We start from the raw sequence: 16559 nt of genomic DNA, 5'->3' as shown, positions 1-16559 counted from the left end.
GTAAGAAACCCGTCAGAACAGCAGCGGCAAGAGCGCGTGGCGGCGCTTGAGGACGGCGCCGTACCGCGCGTCGATGCGCATCCACGAATCCGTGGCGGTCACCCGGACGACGTCACCGTCGATCGACGAGTCCACGAAACCCATCCCCGACAACGCGAACAGGCACCGCATCTGGACCTTGATCTCCAGCTCGTTGCCCGAAACGGTGAGCACCGCCTGGTCCATCAGCGACGCCGGCGGCGTGCCGTGCGGGCCCACGTTGTCGCGCGCGAGGGTGACCCCGCGATCCGCCAGCTCCGAGATCACCGTCGCCGGCAGTTCGTCCACCAGCTGCCAGCGGCCCGGCGCGGGCAGCTCGGAATGCCACATCAGATCGCGGGCGGGACCCGGATCCATCCGCTCGCCACCGGCGACGGTCAGCGCGGCGAGCAGTTCGTTCCCGGACACGGTGATGTCCGACGGCGTGATGTCACCGGCGACGGCCCTGGTGGCCAGGACCTCGAACGGCGTCGCGCACCACGCCTCGACGACACCGTCACCCCGCTGCCGCAACCGCACCAGCGTGTTCTGGTCGAGCCGGACCGCCCTGGCCACGAACGCGCCGAGCGTTTCGCGGTCGCCCGCGTCCGGGATGACGAGCTCAGGCATCCGCGAACCCCTTCTCCAGGAAGGCACGTTCGTCCTCGGTCAGCCGGCGGGGCCGCTCGGACGCGGTGTCGAACGGCGCGAGCACCGTCTCGGCGGTGACCGCGACCTTGTCGGCCTCGGCGGGCCCGGAATGCACCCGGTAGCCGAGGGTGAAGCTGGCGTGCTTCAAGTCCTTCAACGAGATCTCCACCCGGATGTCCTGATCGGACACCACGATCGGCGAACGGTAATGGACGGCCAGCTTCACCACCACGATGCCCTTGGGCAGTTCGGTGAGCCCGGCTCGGACGGCGTCGGAGAACAACAGCGGGATCCGCGCCTCTTCGAGCAGGGTCACCATGTTCGCGTGGTTGACGTGCCCGTAGACGTCCATATCCGACCAGCGCGGCCGGATCAGGGAAATGTAGCTCACTACCTCACCGTGCTCCGGATCTGCCTCGCCGCCACCGACAGCGTCGCCAGGTCGAGCTTGCCGGACTGGCTGATCTCGTCCAGCGCGACGCGGGCCCGCTGCAACCTCGAAGCGTTCGTCTTCTCCCAGTGGGCGATCTTCTCGTCCGGGTCGGTGCCCGAATCGCTGTGCCGCAACGCGTCCAGCGTGATCGTCCGCAAGGAGCCGTAGACGTCGTCCCGCAGCGCCAGCCGCGCCAGCGCGTGCCAGCGGTTGCCGCGTTCGAGGCCGCTGATCGACGTCAGCATCTTGTCGATGCCGAGGTGGTCGGAAAGCGCGTAGTACAGGCCCGCGGTCTCCGCCGGGGTGTGCACCGCGTCGATCCCCACCTGCTGCTCGGCCAGCTCCGCGACGTCGGTGACGTCGAGCAGGCCGTAGGTGTGCAGCAGCAGCGCCACCCGTCCGGCGAGTTCCGCCGGGACGCCCTTCTCGATCAGCCGCTCGGTGTTCGCGTCCACCGAAGCGCACTCGACACCGCGAAGCAGCTCGTGCGCCCTCGGGGCCAGCTCGCCGACGACCCGGCCGAACCGGTTGATCTCGGCGAGCGGGGCCAGCGGCTGCGGCCGGTTGGTGAGGAACCAGCGGGCGGCCCGGTCGAGCAGCCTGCGGGTCTCCAGCATCATCTCGTCGGCGACCTCGGTCGGCACGACGTTGTCCAGCGCGTCGATCTGCGCCCACAGCGAGGGCAGGTCGTACACGTGGGTGACCACGGCGTACGCGCGGACGGCGTCGGTCGCGGTCGCGTTCATCTCCTCCATCAGGCGGAAGACGTACGAGATCCCGGCGCCGTCGACGACCTCGTTGGCCACCATCGTCGTGATGATCTCGCGCTTCAGCGGGTGCTGGAAGATCGCGTCGCCGAAGCGCTCCCGAAGCGGCTTCGGGAAATACTCGGGCAGGCGGCGCGAGAACACCTCGGAGTCCGGCAGTTCGCTGGCGAGCAGCTCGTCCTTGAGGTCGAGCTTGACGTGCGCGAGCAGCGTCGCCAGCTCCGGCGAGGTGAGGCCCTCGCCCGCCTTCTCCAGCGCGCGGAACTCCGCCGAACTCGGCAGCGCTTCGAGCTTGCGGTCGAAGGCGCCCTTCGCGACCAGCGCCGCGACGAGCCGCTGGTGCACCGAGACCATCGGGCCGGCGTGTGCCCGGCTGACCCCGAGCACCGCGTTCTGCCGGTAGTTGTCGGCCAGCACCAGCTCGCCGACCTCGTCGGTCATCTGCTCCAGCAGTTCGTTGCGCTGCTCGGCGTCCAGCGATCCGGTCGAGACCAGGTGGTCCAGCAGGATCTTGATGTTGACCTCGTGGTCGGAGCAGTCCACACCGGCCGAGTTGTCGAGCGCGTCGGTGTTGATCTTGCCGCCCGCGCGGGCGAACTCGATCCGGCCGAGCTGGGTCAGGCCCAGGTTCCCGCCCTCGCCGACGACCTTGACGCGAAGCTGGTTGCCGTTGACGCGCAGGGCGTCGTTGGCCTTGTCGCCCGCGTCCGCGTGGGTCTCGTTCTCGGCCTTGACGTAGGTGCCGATGCCGCCGTTCCACAGCAGCTCGACCGGCGCCAGCAGGATCGCCTGCATCAGGTCGTTGGGCGCCAGCTTCGTGACGTCCTCGCCGAGGCCGAGCGCCTCGCGGACCTGCGGGCTGACCGGGATCGTCTTCGCCGACCGCGAGTAGATCCCGCCGCCCTCGCTGATCAGCGAGCGGTCGTAGTCCTCCCACGACGAACGCGGCAGATCGAACAGCCTGCGCCGCTCGGCGAACGACGTCGCCGAATCCGGGTTCGGGTCGAGGAAGATGTGCATGTGGTTGAAGGCGGCCACGAGGCGGATGTGCTTCGAGAGCAGCATCCCGTTGCCGAAGACGTCACCCATCATGTCGCCGATGCCGACGACGGTGAAGTCCTCGGTCTGGGTGTCCTTGCCCAGCTCGCGGAAGTTGCGTTTGACGCTCTCCCAAGCGCCCTTCGCGGTGATGCCCATGGCCTTGTGGTCGTAGCCGACCGAGCCACCGGACGCGAAGGCGTCGCCGAGCCAGAAACCGTAGTTCGCCGAGACCTCGTTCGCGATGTCGGAGAACTTCGCGGTGCCCTTGTCCGCGGCGACCACGAGGTAGCTGTCGTCGCCGTCGTGGCGGACCACGCGCGGCGCCGGGACGGTCTTGCCCTCGACGCGGTTGTCGGTCACGTCGAGCAGGCCGGAGATGAACATCCGGTAGCAGGCGATGCCCTCGTTCAGCTGGGCGTCGCGGTCCAGGCCGGGGTCGCCCGTGGCCGTCGGCGGACGCTTCACGACGAAGCCGCCCTTCGCGCCGACAGGCACGATGACCGCGTTCTTGACAGCCTGCGCCTTGACCAGGCCGAGGATCTCCGTGCGGAAGTCCTCTCGGCGGTCGGACCACCGCAGGCCACCGCGCGCGACGTCGCCGAAGCGCAAGTGCACACCCTCGATCCGGGGCGAGTACACGAAGATCTCGTACTTCGGCCGCGGCTCGGGCAGCTCGGGCACCGCGCTCGGGTCGAGCTTGAGCGCCAGGTACTGGCGGGAGTTCCCGTCCCCGTCGGTGACGTGGTAGTTCGTCCGCAGCGTGGCGAGGATGACCGACATCAGCCGTCGCAGGATCCGGTCCTCGTCGAGGCTCGTCACCTCGTCGACCAGCTTGCCGATCTCGGTGGTGAGCTGATCGGCCTGCGACGCGCGCGCCTCGTCGCCGAGCGCGAGATCGAACCGCGCCTCGAACAGCCGCACCAGCGCGGTCGCGATGTCGGTGTGCGCGAGGACGGTGTTCTCGATGTACTCCTGCGAGAACGGGATCTTCGTCTGGCGCAGGTACCGCGAATAGGCCCGCAGGATGGCCGCCTGGCGCCAGGTGAGCCCGGCGCGCAGGACGAGACCGTTGAAGCCGTCGACCTCGCAGTCGCCGCGCCAGGCGGCGTGGAAGGCGTCCTGGAAGCGGGTGCGCAGGTCGCTGTCCGCGTGGTCGAGGACCTGCGGGTCGATCCGCAGGCCGAAGTCGTAGATCCAGGACCGGCCGCCGTCCTCGCGGCGCAGTTCGTACGGCCGCTCGTCGACGACCTCGACACCCATCCGCTGCAGGACCGGGAGCACCTGGGAGAGGGTGACGCCCTCACCGCGCAGGTACAGCTTGAAGCGCCGCTCCCCCGCCTCGGCGTCGGCCGGCAGGTAGAACGACATCGACAGGTCGCCCTCGTCGGTCAGCGACTCCAGGGCGCGGAGGTCCGCCAGCGCTTCGAGCGCGGTGAAGTCCTCCTTGTAGCCCTCGGGGAACACCGCGGCGAACCGCTGCCCCTGTTCGCCCGCGGACTCCTCGACCAGCAGGCCGATCGCGACGCCGCTGTCCCCGGCGCGCTCGCGGCGCTCGGCGAGGATCGCCTCGACCATCCGGTCGTCCCAGCTGCGAACGGCTTCGTTGAGCCGTTCCTGGATGCGCAGGGTGTCCGGTTCGGACCGCTGCGACGGATCGGTGTGCACGATGAAGTGCACCTGCGCGAGCACGGTCTCGCCGATGCGCGCGCTGTATTCCAGTTGCGTGCCTTCGAGTTCTTCGAGCAGGACCTCCTGCATCGCGAGCCGCGAACGGGTCGTGTAGCGGTCACGCGGGAGGTACACGAGGCACGAGTAGAAACGGCCGTACGGGTCGCGGCGCAGGAACAGGCGCAGCCGTCGGCGATCCGAAAGCGTGATCGCGCCGGTCGTCGTCGAGTACAGCGAGTCGGTGTCGGCCGAGAACAGGTCCGCGCGCGGCCAGTTCTGCAGGACTTCGAGCATCCGCTGACCGGAGAAGGACTCCATCGGGAAGCCCGCGCGGTGGATGACCTCGCGGACACGGTTGCAGACCACCGGGATGTCGAGCACGTTCTCGTGCAGCGCGGTGGTGGTGAACATGCCGAGGAACCGGTGCTCGCCGGTGACGTTCCCGTTGTCGTCGAACGTTTTCACGCCGACGTAGTACGGATACACCGGGCGGTGCACGGTGGACGGCGCGCTCGCCTGGGTCAGCACCAGCAGCGTCGGCGCGAGCGCGGAGGCCGCGGTGTCCGGGCCGGCGGTGAGGCTGCGCGCGGCCAGGCTGTCCTGGCGCAGCACGCCCAGCCCGGTGGCGAGGACCGCGCGAAGGGCGGGCTCGTCGCTGTCGGGGTGCGGGTTGTCGATCAGCTCGTAACGGCGGTAGCCCAGGAAGGTGAAGTGGCCCTCGGCCAGCCAGCGCAGCAGCCGGGCGCCTTCCGCGACCTCGTGCCCGGGCAGCCGCGGCGGGTTCCCGTCCAGCTCGTCCGCGAGACGGCGCGCCGTCTCCGTCATCTTGTCGGTGTCCTCGACGACCTCGCGGACGTCACCCAGCACCGAAGACAGCCGGTTGTCCAGCTCGCGGGCGCGGTTCGGGTCCGTGACCAGGTCGATCTCGATGTACATCCACGACTCGGCCGCCGAGTTCGCCGGCGGCTCCGCCGGGTCGGCGTCCGGGTGGACCTCCAGCAGCTCACCGGTCAGATCCCGGCTCACCACGACGATCGGGTGCACGATGCGCTGCACCTGCACCCCGTCCCGCGCGAACTCGGCCGCGACCGAATCCACCAGGTACGGCATGTCGTCCGTGACGACCTGCACGACGGTGGCCTCACGCGTCCAGCCGTCTTCGGGGCCCGTCGGGTTCAGCAACCGCACCGCGGGACGGCCGGGCATCCGGTCCTTCGCGAGCTGCAGGTGCGAGCGGACGGCGCCGACGAGGTCGACCGGGTCGTCACCGAGAATCTCTTCGGCCGGGATGTGCCGGTAGTACAGGCGGATCAGGTCGCCGATCTCCGGGGCGTACGCCGCGGCGGCGTCGATCAGGTCGTCCCGGATCTGCTCCGGGTTCGCCGACCGGCGCCGGGCGCCATCCTCGGTGCCGACATCTTTTCCGGGCAGGGACGAGACTCCCGTCGAGCTCATTTGAGGCAACTCTCCACTGTAGCGAGATTGACACCGCGACCGGCACCACCTTGTACCGGCCCAGACCCAACCTACAGCTCCGGACAGTCGGCTCCACAAGGCCGGGTCATTCCCACCCGTCGAAGATTTCCCTGCTCAGATACCGGAATCGCCGTGATCGGTTCAGCTACTCGCCGGTCACATCGGCGGTCTGTCCGGACCCTCCCGCTCCCCGCCGCACCGGGGTGACCAGCACCCATTGCCGCACGATGCCCCGACAGGCGACCTGAGCGGGTCGGCTGAATCGTTCAAGCCGAGCGCGGCTCCCAGCGAGGGAGCAAGGGACCTTTGCTACCGCGGGTCAGTCGCTCCCGTTGGCGCGGTGCCGGTCGTGACCGTTGACCGGACGCTTTCCCGAGTCCTGGGAACCGAGCTGCTTCACGAGCGCGGCCGCGCTGGCGGTACCCGCCTGATGCTCGGCGAGCGCGCGGGCGAGCAGATCGGCGAGACCGGCGTCCGGCGGCGGTTCCTCCTCCGCGATCGCGCGGGCGTAGCTCTCCGGGAACGGCGTGATCGGCCGCCAGGAACCGGTGTCGGTCAGCGGGTCCAACGCGGGCGGCATCCGCAACCGCGGCAGCCACGGATCCGCGACCTCTTCCTTGGCGGCCGGACGAGCGCTTTCCTGAGTCTGCGAAGGCGCGGGATCTTCCCGCGGTGGCGGGGCGAGCGGGACGGCAGGCTCGCGGTACTCGACCGGAGGCTGTTCCCGGCGGGTCTCGGCGCGTTCTTCGGCGACGGGTTCGGGGTGCACGGGATCCGCGGCGCCGTCCGCACGACGACGGCCGCCGCCATGTCCACCGGCGCTCGAGATCCCGAGCCGGTCCAGCACCGATTTCGCCGCCACGGAACCGTGTTCGGCGTCGTGCCGGGTCTTGCGCGAGACAGGTGCCGACGACCGGCGGGCCCGCTCTTCGGCCGCCCATTCGTCGCTCTCCCACAACGGGGCGGCGGTGCCGGGCGGACGCGGCGGCGCGGGCTCCGCCGTCATCCGCGGCCGGGGCTCGGCGGCGGGCTCGGGAGCGAGAAGCAGTTCCGGGACGACGGGTTCCGAGGCCGCCACGGGCACCGGCTCCTCGGTCCGGGCGGGCGCCTCGGCGTCGGCCCGCCGCCGTGCGGCCGGAGCCGGGGTTTCGGGTCGAGCGACCACGGGTTCGGCAACGGTCTCACGTGCCGCGGGCGTTTCCGGACGACGGCGACGCCCAGGCTCCGGCTCGGGACGCGACACCGGCGCGGGTTCCGGTTTCGGCGGCGGCGGCATCAGTTTCGGCGCGGCGGGTTCGGCCTTGGGCTCGAACCTGATCGACGGTTTGGCCTTCGTCGGCACCCGACGACGCCAGTCGCTGTCGGACTCCGCCACTTCCCGGGCGGGCTCCGGACGGGACGGCGGCTTCAACACCGGTGCTTCGCTCTTTTCGGCGACCGGCGCCGCGGGCCGCTCCACCGGACGCGGCGGCTCGACAGGAGGCGCAGGCGCGGCGGGACGCACAGGCTCCGCGGGACGCGAAGACACGGCCGCGCGCGCAGGCTCGGCCGGCGTTTGCCGCACCGGCGCGGGCTCCGGCTGCCTGCTCTGCCGCACGGGCTGCGGCTCACGACGAACCGGCGGCTCGGCCGCGGCCCGTTTCGGCGGTGCCACGTCGATCGGCGGGATCACCGCGGTCACCTCGGCCGGTTCCGGCGCCGGAACGGCCGCCGGCGTGGACGCCGCCGCGGCCGACCGCGCGGCGACGGCCCGCAAGACGTCGTCGAGGTCGACAGCGGCGTTCTCGGCCGAGCCGAACTCGCCGACCAGGACGTTGCACGCCTGCCTGCGCGCGCGGGCGTGCAGATGCTCGGCGGCCCGCGAACGGTGCAGGCAGCCGATGGCCTCTTCGGCGCGGCCCAGCCGTTCCTCGATCTGCGCGAGCTCCAGCCACAGCCGCGCCGTGACGGCGTGCAGGTTGTGGTCACCGGTCCCGGCGACCGCCTCACGGACGAGCATTCCGGCGGCCTCGCCGGATCCCGCCGGCAGCAGGACTCGGGTTGCCACCGCCAGCCGCAGCCAGGCGGCCGGCGCGATCCCCGCGGCCCGGACGGGGGCGTCGAGGATCGGCTGCGCGACCTCCAGCGCCATCTCCGTGTCGCCCCGGTCCAGCAACGTGCAGACGAGTTGCAGGATCAGCCTGATCCGGACGAGACCGCCGTCGTCGTCCGGGTTTCCGAGCTTTTCGAGCATGCCCAGCCCGGTCCGCGCGGCATCGGCGGCCGCCGTCAGGTCTCCGTGCCGACGGCGGTGCGCCGACACCCCGACCCGCAACATCGCGCGGATCAGCAACTGCGAGTCCGCCGTCATCGAGCCGTCGCCGAGCACGAGCTTGTCCGCCTCGGCGAGCACCCGGTCCAGTTCCGCCTTCCGGCCGAACTGCGCCAGGCAGCCGACGAGGTGGCACAACGCCTCGGCCCGGTGCGACGGCGAAACCGCCGGATCCGCCAGCAACGGACGCAACGCGGCCAGCCCCGTCAACGGGATGCCGACACTGCGCGCGCAGACCGCCAAGTCGATCCTCAGCCGGGCGGCGATGTCGCCGTAGCCCGCGTGTTCCGCGGCGCGCAGGGCGGCCACGGCCCGGCCGACCGTCCGGGGACGGCCACCGAGCCGCACCCGGGCGCTCACCACGAGGCTCTCCGCGCGGATCCACTGTTCGTCGGCTCCGGCGGCCTCGGCGAGCGCTGCCGCGCGCTCCCCGAGGACCAGGGCGAGCTCGGGCGCCCTCAGGTGCAGGGCGTCCGCGCGTTCGATCAACCTGCCGACAGCGGACAGGGTTCCCCCGGTGGCAGCCGTCCGCCCACCCACCATGGTGGTGGGCGAGCCCGGCCGTTGGCGCTTGCTGGCTTCCACGGGGAACCCCCGGCCCTCAGTCGCGGGTCAGCTTGCGATGGGTGACGCGGTGCGGACGAGCCGCCTCGGCACCGAGACGCTCGACCTTGTTCTTCTCGTAGCCCTCGAAGTTACCTTCGAACCAGAACCATTGCGAGGGGTTCTCGTCCGTGCCTTCCCAGGCGAGGATGTGCGTCGCGACCCGGTCGAGGAACCACCGGTCGTGCGAGATGACCACGGCGCAGCCGGGGAACTGCTCGAGAGCGTTCTCCAGCGAGCCCAGGGTCTCGACGTCCAGGTCGTTCGTCGGCTCGTCGAGCAGGATCAGGTTCCCGCCCTGCTTGAGGGTCAGCGCCAGGTTCAGCCGGTTGCGCTCACCACCGGAGAGCACACCCGCCGGCTTCTGCTGGTCCGGGCCCTTGAAACCGAACGCGCTGACGTAGGCACGCGAGGGCATTTCGGTCTGCCCGACGTGGATGTAGTCCAGCTTGTCCGAAACCACCTCCCATACCGTCTTCTTCGGGTCGATCCCGCCGCGGTTCTGGTCCACATAGGACAGTTTGACCGTCTCGCCGATCTTGACCCGGCCGTCGTCCGGCTCCTCGAGCCCGACGATCGTCTTGAACAGGGTCGTCTTGCCGACACCGTTCGGCCCGATCACGCCGACGATGCCGTTGCGCGGCAGGTCGAACGACAGCCCGTCGATGAGCACGCGGTCGTCGAAACCCTTGCGCAGCTTCTCGACCTCGACGACCACGCTGCCCAGCCGGGGCCCCGGCGGGATCTGGATCTCTTCGAAGTCGAGCTTGCGGTGCTTGTCCGCCTCCGCGGCCATCTCCTCGTAGCGGTCGAGCCGGGACCGCGACTTGGTCTGACGCGCCTTGGCGTTGGACCGGACCCATTCGAGCTCGGACTTCAGGCGCTTCGCGAGCTTGGCGTCCTTCTTGCCCTGGACCTCGAGGCGCTCGCGCTTCTTCTCCAGGTACGTCGAGTAGTTGCCCTCGTAGCCGACGACGCGGCCGCGGTCGAGCTCCATGATCCACTGCGCGACGTTGTCCAGGAAGTACCGGTCGTGCGTGACGGCGAGGACGGCGCCGGCGTAGTTCGCCAGGAACTGTTCCAGCCACAGCACGCTTTCGGCGTCCAGATGGTTGGTGGGCTCGTCGAGGAGCAGCAGGTCGGGCGCGGACAGGAGCAGCTTGCACAGCGCGACCCGGCGGCGCTCACCACCGGAGAGGTGGGTGACCGGCTCGTCCGGCGGCGGGCAGCGCAGGGCGTCCATCGCCTGCTCGACCGTGGAGTCGATCTCCCACGCGTCGGCGTGGTCGAGCTCCTCCTGGAGCTTGCCCATCTCCTCCATCAGCTCGTCGCTGTAGTCGGTCGCCATGAGCTCGGCGACCTCGTTGAAGCGGTTGAGCTTGACCTTGATGTCGCCAAGGCCCTCTTCGACGTTCTCGCGGACGGTCTTTTCCTCGTTGAGCTCCGGCTCCTGCATGAGGATGCCGACGCTGGCGCCAGGCTGAAGGAAGGCTTCGCCGTTACTGGCCTGCTCGATCCCCGCCATGATCTTCAGAACGGTGGACTTACCCGCGCCGTTCGGCCCCACCACGCCGATCTTGGCGCCGGGGTAGAACGCGGTGCTGACGTCGTCGAGGATGACCTTGTCCCCGACGGTCTTGCGCACCTTCTTCATGGTGTAGATGAACTCGGCCATACAAGCGATCGTAGAGCGAGCCGATCGCGGCCTTGACGGCGGTCACCACCGAGCTACCGACAGTCAGCCCGATATCACTGAGTGAGCACCGGCACCTCACGCCACGGGTGCGTCCTCCAGCGCGATGACCATGGGATTCCCCGCGGGCGGCGGGGCCGACGGGATCGCCCTGGGCCGATCCCGTCCCAGCCGGTGGATCTCGGCCGAACACCGTGCGAGGTTGGGGCCGATGGAGAAGGCCTCAAGCTCAGGTAGACCCAGAGGTGCCGGGATCTCCTCCGCCGTCTCGGCGCCGCGCAGCCGCCCCGCCACGATCACCGGGTCGCCTTTGCTCAGGCAGGAGAACGCCGCCATCGCCAGCTTGCGCCAGCAGGTGACCTTGACCGCGAGTTGCCGCCCCTCGCCCCACTCGCCTCTTTCCTTGTCGTACCGGCGTTCGACACTTCGCAGGCCGAACGACACGACGTCGTGCCCGTGCACCCGCTCCGGATGGTGGACCGGTTCGCTGGTCAGGTTGCCGATCATGGTCACCCACGTTTCGCCCATCGCCATCACACTCGCCCTTCTCCTCGGCCCGGGACCTTCCCGGTGTTTCCCTTGAGCACAGATTGCCGCGGATCAAGGGTGGGAAAGGGACGCGAACCGGATCTGTGGACAACTCCGGGCGTTGTGGACAACTCGAGGCGGAGTGCCGAGCTTTGTGGGCGGGGTGTGCTAGGAGCCGGACCCCGGCCCCCGCCCCTGATCGGCGAGTTTCTTCAGCATCGCGTTGTAGGCGTTCAGATCCGCGTCGCCCGAGGCCTCCTCGCGGCGATCCCGGCGCCGCGCCTCCCGCTCGTCCTGACGCGCCCACTGCACCAGCAGCGCGACGAGCACCAGCAGCACCGGCAACTCACCGGACGCCCACGCGATCCCGCCGCCGAGCCGCTGGTCGGTCAGCAGGTCGGTGACCCACGGCAGTTTCAGCCCGCGGTAGAAGTCCTGCCCGAGCACGGTCTGCATGCTCATCAGCGCGATCCCGAAGAACGCGTGGAACGGCATCGCGGCGAACATCATCCCCAGCCGCCCCAAATGCGGGAGCCGGCGCGGTGCCGGGTCGACCCCGATCACCGGCCAGTAGAAGACGTAACCGGCGAGCAGGAAGTGCGCGTTCATCGCCAGATGCGCCCAGTGGTAGTTCAGCGCGGCGTCGAACAGGCCCGAGAAGTACAGACCGTAGAAGGAACCGACGAACAGCAGCAGCGCGACGATCGGATGCGTCAGGAACCGTGAAAGCGGCGAGTGCACGAACGCGAGCAGCCATTCACGCGGGCCGGGCGGGGCGTCCTTGCCCGCCGTGGGCAACGCGCGCAGGGCGAGCGTCACGGGTCCGCCGAGCACGAACAGCACCGGCGCCACCATGGACAGCAACATGTGGTTGCCCATGTGCACGCTGAACATCGCGGGCGCGTACCGCCCGATGCCGGACGATGTCGCGATCAGCAGCACGAAACAGCCCGCGAGCCACGCGACGATCCGGCCGGTGGCCCAGGTGTCACCGCGCCGACGCAGCCGCCGGACCCCGGCGAGGTACAGCCCGGCGAGAACGATCGCGAGGGTGCCGTAGACGAGGTCGAAGCGCCAATCCGTGAGCAGCCGGAACACGGTCGGCGGGCCGTAGAGGTCGTAGCCGATCAGCAGTTCCGTGGTCGACGGCTGGGTGAGCGATTCCTGCGGCGGAGGGGTCTTCGCGAGCCCGGTGGCGATGCCGATCGTGATGAACATGATCAGCACCTCGACCGCGGCGAGCCGCAGCAGCTGACCGCCGCCGGCGCCGTTCACCAGCCCGGCGACGCCCTTCTGCCGCTGCTGATGCCCGAAGACACCGAGCAGCAGCAACGCGACGATCTTCGCGACCACCAGCAGGCCGTAGTCCGTGGTGAACAGGTCGGCGATCCTGATCCGCACCAGCGCGTTGACGATGCCGGAGACCGCCATCACGATCCAGCAGACCAGTGCCAGCTTGGAGAACCGGGTCGCGGCGAGCTTGAGGTTCTCGCCGCGCCGCCAGCCGAGCGCGAGCAGCGCCACGAGCCCGCCGACCCACAACGCGGCGGCGACCAGGTGGTACAGCAGGCTGTTGGTCGCCATGTCGTGCGAGCCGCCGCTCGCGGAATGCCCCGTGACCGCGACCGGGACGAGACCGCCGACGGACAGGAAGAACACGACCGTCGTCCAGCCCCAGGTGAGCGCGAGACGGCAGCCGAGCGCGACCAGCAGCGCGATCAACGCGGTGAACAGCCAGGCCTTGGGCTGCTCGATGGCGTCCACGAGGTCGATCAGTACCTGCGGCGACAGTACCTCGGTGAAGGGACGCCCCGCGCCGTCCGCCGCCGAGAAGAAGATCGACGCGGCGGCCGCGAAGAACCAGACCCACGCGGCTGCACCCGCGACGCGGATGGCCGCGTAACCGTCGGCCGCGAGCGTGCCGGATTTCTGCGGCGGGACGAGGAACGCGGCGAGCAGCAGCGAACCCACGCACAGCACCGAAGCCGCCTCGGCCAGCACGCGCACGACGGTGATGCCGTAGCGCGTCACCAGGCCCGGGTCCGGGAGTCCGGCGATGACGTAACCGGCGCCACCGGTCAGCGCGACCAGGCCGACGGCCACCACCGCGGCCAGGAGCGCCCCGATCGACACCAGCGGCAGGACACCGGCCTTCCGCGCGGATGGGGCCGGTTTCGTCTCGGGGTCTGAAGGCACGTCACGAGGGTATGCCGGACGCGCAACCGGCAAGATGGCGGCGTGCGGATCATCCTGCTGAGGCACGCCGAGTCGCTCGGCAACGTCGATGAGCTCGCCTACACCCGGATCCCCGACCACGCCCTGCCGCTCACCGAAGCCGGCCGCGAGCAGGCCAGGCTGGCGGGCCCGGAGATCGAGGATCTCCTCGAAGGGCAGCGCCCGGCGGTCTATGTCAGCCCGTACCTGCGGACGCGGGAAACGTTGCGGCTGATGGACATCCGTGACTCCTGCGAGCGGATCGTGCCGGAGCCGAGACTGCGGGAACAGGACTGGGGCAACCTCCAGGATCCGCGGGAGCAGGAGGTCCAGAAACAACGGCGCCACGAGTTCGGGCACTTCTTCTACCGGCTGCCGTTCGGCGAGTCCGGCGCGGACGTGGACGACCGGGTCGCCGCGTTCCTCAGCGAACTGGCGGCCTGCGGCGAAGATCACCCCGAAACCGTGCTGGTCGTCTCACACGGGCTGACCATCCGGCTGCTGTGCCGCCGTTTGTTCGGCTGGAGCATCGAGCTGTTCGAGTCCCTGTCCAACCCGACGACCTGCGAGTACCGGGTCGCCGAGCGGGTGGGCGACAAATGGACGCTGGACCGCCCGTTCCGTCAGTGGCGGGACTCACCCGACGGGGAGACGCAGGACTGACGGAGCGAGGAGCACCACTCTCGTTCCCAGTCCCGGGCTGGATTCGATCCGCGCGAAACCGCCGATCTCCGCCATCCGCGCGATGATCGAGTTCTCGAGGCCGAAGCCACGCCGCCGGTCGCCGACGTCGAATCCGGCGCCGTGATCGCGCACGGTCAGGGAAACCCCGCCGCCGATCTCCTCGACGCTGACCACGGCCCGCCGGGTCCCGGAGTGCTTCAACGTGTTCCGCAAGGCCTCCCTGACCGAATCGTGCAGTGCCACGGCCGCTTCCTCCGCGAGTTCCGGAGCGCAGTCGTCCTGGATGACGACCTCGGCGCGCAGCCCCTCCGCGGCCATTTCGGCGGCGAGCAGCCGCAGCCGCTGGTGCAGTCCGATCCCTTCGGCGGGTTCGTGTTCGAGGCTGATCCGGATGCGCATCGCCTGGGCGCGAGCGGTCCGGCGGACGCGGTCGAGGCTGGCCGCCGGGTCGAGTTCGTCGGCGGGCGCGGGGATCGCGAACGACTCCATCACCTGCAGGACGGTGTCGTGGACGTCGCGGCGATGCCGTTCGCGTTCCGCCGCCCGGCCCTGCTGCTCCCCGAAGCCGAGCGCGAACCGCATCGAAGCGCCGACCACGCCGACGATCGCGAGCGACGCCGCCAGCGCGGTCGCGAGGGTGAGCAGGAGACCGAGCGGCGAGCCGAGGTGCAACACGACGTTCAGCAGCACCGCTCCCCCGATGGCCAACGCCCCCGCGAGCGCGCCACGCAGCAGGGCGCAGATCATCACCGTGCCCATCAGATGGGTCCAGGTGATCGACATGATCGCGCCGTCCTGCGTGAACGGCGCGGCTGTCAGGACGAACAGCGCGGCGAACCCGGCATCCACCACGGGAACCAGCCGCGTCCCGGCCGGAGGACGGCGGAAGATCCAGACGGCTTCGGCGACGTTCGGCACCAGGTGCAGCAGCACGAACATCCACAGCACCGAACCGCCGGTGCCCGCCGTCCACAGCGCCTGCGCCAGCATCACCAGCCTGAACGCCACCGGGACCAGGATGAGCCAGGGCAACGTGGTCTGCACCAGCCGCGCCGGAATCCCGGCGCCCCCTCCGAGCATCAGCACTCTCACGCTGCCCCTCCCCGGATCAGCCTTCCTGAAATGACGACAAAGTCGCATTCATTTCAGTTTACCGAGCAATCAGCTTGCCCGGGCCCTGGCGAGGATGTCAACGGGCGACGGGTTCGGCGACCTCCTCCCGTTTCCGCGCCCGCGCCGCGGCCACCGCGGACGGCACGATCAGCGCGGCGGTCAAGCCGACGAACAGGAACGACACCGAAAGCGACGTCACCTGCGCGATCCCGCCGATCAGCGGCGGGCCGGCGAGGAAGCCGGTGTAGGCGATCGCCGTGACGAACGCCAGTTCCCGCTCGCCTCCGGTGCCGTCGGCGCGTTTCCCGGATGCTCCCGCGAGGCTCAAGGCGATCGGGAAGGCGGCGGCCAGCCCGGCACCCGCCAGAGCGAAGCCGATGAACCCGAACACCGGCAGGCTCGCCACCGCGGCGAGCACCAGGCCCGCCGCGGCGATCCCGGCGCCGACCGCCAGCGCACGCGTCGCGCCGAAACGGTTCTGCAACCAGGCACCCGCGAGCCGGGCGAGCGCCATGGCCAGGGCGAACCCGGAGTAGGCGAAGGCCGCGGCGCCGTCGCCGACCCCGTGCACGGACGTCATCAGCAGGGCGGACCAGTCCGAACTCGCGCCCTCCGCGATCGCCGAGAACAACGCGATGGCGGCGAGCAGCCAGAGGACGGGACGTTTGATCGGCGGCACACGCGGTTTCTCGACGGGCTCGGTGTGCACGGGCCGCGCGCCGGGCACGGCCGTGATGACGAAGGCCAGCACGACCAGCGCGGACAGCGCGGCGACCGTGAGATGCCGTCCCGGCGACCATTGATGCGACGCGGCGAATCCGGCGGCGACGGATCCCGCCAGCGCGCCGAAGCTGAATCCGGCGTGCAGGATCGGCATGATGGCCCGCCCGGATCGGCGTTCCACCTCGACTCCCGCGACGTTCATCGCCACGTCCAGCGCGCCGACGCTCGCGCCGAGGACGAACAACGCCCCGGCGAGCAGGGCGACCGACGTCGAGAAGCCGATCATCGGCAACGCGGCGCAGGCGATGACCGTGCTGCCCGCGACCACCGCGCGGGCACCGTGGCGTTCGATCAGCCGCCCCGAAACCGACGCCGCGATCAGCATGCCGACGCTGGCGCCCAGCAGGGCCAGCCCGAAAACGCCCGGTGAGGCGCTCACCCTTTCCGACAACGCCGGAGTCCGCGGCGCCCAGGAGCCGAGCGCGGCCCCGTTGAGCGCGAACACGACGAAAACGGCCGTACGGTCACGCATAGACCCCAGTCTCCTTCCGATTCTTCTTCCCCCAGAATGACTTAAGCGCTTCAGAAAGTCCACCGGCGCAGGCCGGGACTACACTGCGCCGGTGACCAGCACGC

At 70.1% G+C, this 16559-nt stretch carries 10 protein-coding genes; 1 reads left to right on the top strand and 9 read right to left on the bottom strand.

Going from position 1 to position 16559, the window contains the following annotated elements:
• Positions 1–12: 12 nt before the first annotated feature.
• The 7 genes from ACSMFO_RS11095 to ACSMFO_RS11065 form a co-directional block, all read right to left on the bottom strand.
• Positions 13–648 carry a hypothetical protein gene (locus ACSMFO_RS11095; RefSeq protein WP_037347649.1) on the bottom strand — a complete coding sequence of 212 codons (636 nt, stop codon included), beginning with the start codon at positions 646–648 and terminating at the stop codon, positions 13–15.
• On the bottom strand, positions 641–1060 hold the full coding sequence (locus ACSMFO_RS11090; RefSeq protein ID WP_436458433.1) for an acyl-CoA thioesterase: 420 nt from the start codon (positions 1058–1060) through the stop codon (positions 641–643). The genes ACSMFO_RS11095 and ACSMFO_RS11090 overlap by 8 nt, the downstream gene beginning before the upstream one ends.
• A complete protein-coding gene (locus tag ACSMFO_RS11085) occupies positions 1060–6033 on the bottom strand; it encodes an NAD-glutamate dehydrogenase (RefSeq protein WP_436458431.1) in 4974 nt (1657 codons plus the stop codon). Before ACSMFO_RS11085 ends, ACSMFO_RS11090 begins: the two co-directional genes overlap by 1 nt.
• 340 nt (positions 6034–6373) lie before the next feature.
• A complete protein-coding gene (locus tag ACSMFO_RS11080; protein WP_436458429.1) occupies positions 6374–8950 on the bottom strand; it encodes a hypothetical protein in 2577 nt (858 codons plus the stop codon).
• A gap of 16 nt (positions 8951–8966) precedes the next feature.
• Positions 8967–10643: an energy-dependent translational throttle protein EttA gene (ettA, locus tag ACSMFO_RS11075; RefSeq protein WP_007034699.1), complete on the bottom strand. Its 1677-nt coding sequence runs from the start codon at positions 10641–10643 to the stop codon at positions 8967–8969.
• Positions 10644–10739: 96 nt separating this feature from the next.
• Positions 10740–11189, bottom strand: a complete 450-nt coding sequence (locus ACSMFO_RS11070; protein WP_228694624.1) for a single-stranded DNA-binding protein — start codon at positions 11187–11189, stop codon at positions 10740–10742.
• Positions 11190–11357: 168 nt separating this feature from the next.
• The gene (locus ACSMFO_RS11065) at positions 11358–13385 is read right to left on the bottom strand and encodes a cytochrome c oxidase assembly protein (protein ID WP_038517383.1); all 2028 of its coding nucleotides are present in this window, start codon (positions 13383–13385) and stop codon (positions 11358–11360) included.
• 42 nt (positions 13386–13427) lie between these two features.
• Here ACSMFO_RS11065 and ACSMFO_RS11060 point away from each other — a divergent pair, with 42 nt between their 5' ends.
• Positions 13428–14066, top strand: a complete 639-nt coding sequence (locus ACSMFO_RS11060) for a histidine phosphatase family protein (RefSeq protein WP_038517386.1) — start codon at positions 13428–13430, stop codon at positions 14064–14066.
• On the opposite strand, the gene ACSMFO_RS11055 is transcribed toward ACSMFO_RS11060, so the two are convergent.
• Together ACSMFO_RS11055 and ACSMFO_RS11050 are read right to left on the bottom strand one after the other, a co-directional pair.
• On the bottom strand, positions 14040–15173 hold the full coding sequence (locus tag ACSMFO_RS11055) for a sensor histidine kinase (RefSeq protein ID WP_436458781.1): 1134 nt from the start codon (positions 15171–15173) through the stop codon (positions 14040–14042). The genes ACSMFO_RS11060 and ACSMFO_RS11055 overlap by 27 nt on opposite strands.
• A 103-nt stretch (positions 15174–15276) precedes the next feature.
• Positions 15277–16455, bottom strand: a complete 1179-nt coding sequence (locus tag ACSMFO_RS11050; protein WP_436458426.1) for an MFS transporter — start codon at positions 16453–16455, stop codon at positions 15277–15279.
• Positions 16456–16559 lie beyond the last annotated feature (104 nt).

Origin of the sequence: Amycolatopsis sp. w19, from assembly GCF_051373225.1 — a bacterium.
Classification (GTDB): Bacteria; Actinomycetota; Actinomycetes; order Mycobacteriales; family Pseudonocardiaceae; genus Amycolatopsis; species Amycolatopsis japonica.
The sequence above is the reverse complement of the archived record's forward strand: the minus strand, read 5'-3'. Positions and strand labels throughout refer to the sequence as shown.